Genomic DNA, 452 nt, shown 5'->3' with positions numbered 1-452 from the left:
TAATAACAGGGAACATATCCACACCTTAAAATAGAGAATGCCCGTCGTGACGACGGGCATTAAATCACACCGGATTACTGCTGATGTTTAAGGATAAACTGACCTTTTGGCGGCACAGGGAAGCCATGCTCGATGTCATAAATAACATCGCCGCGCAAAATCGTTTTGGTAATACGCGCGCCAATAGTACGGCCAACATACGGACTGACTTTATGGCGATATTCCAGCTCTTCATTTTTCAGAACATAGCTGCTGTCAGGCTGAATAAAGACCAGGTCAGCATCTTTGCCGGGGGCAATACGTCCTTTATGTTTCAGACCAAAAATATCGGCGGCGTTGGTCGCCATTAATTTGCCAAACATCGGCAACGACATACCGCGTTTTTGCACCGCTTCATCAAACATGACGTCCATGCAGTTTTGCAGTCCGGCAATTCCGCCCCATGCTTGCAT

1 protein-coding gene is annotated in these 452 nt (G+C 47.1%); it reads right to left on the bottom strand.

All coding sequences use genetic code 11. The features are described from left to right. Positions 1–74: 74 nt before the first annotated feature. A partial coding sequence (locus tag C1J00_RS48725; RefSeq protein WP_146046444.1) for an amidohydrolase family protein occupies positions 75–452 on the bottom strand: 378 nt, incomplete at its 5' end.

The organism is Streptomyces cahuitamycinicus, assembly GCF_002891435.1.
GTDB lineage: Bacteria > Actinomycetota > Actinomycetes > Streptomycetales > Streptomycetaceae > Streptomyces > Streptomyces cahuitamycinicus.
Note: the sequence above shows the minus strand (reverse complement) of the source record. Positions and strands in the feature narration are given on the sequence as shown.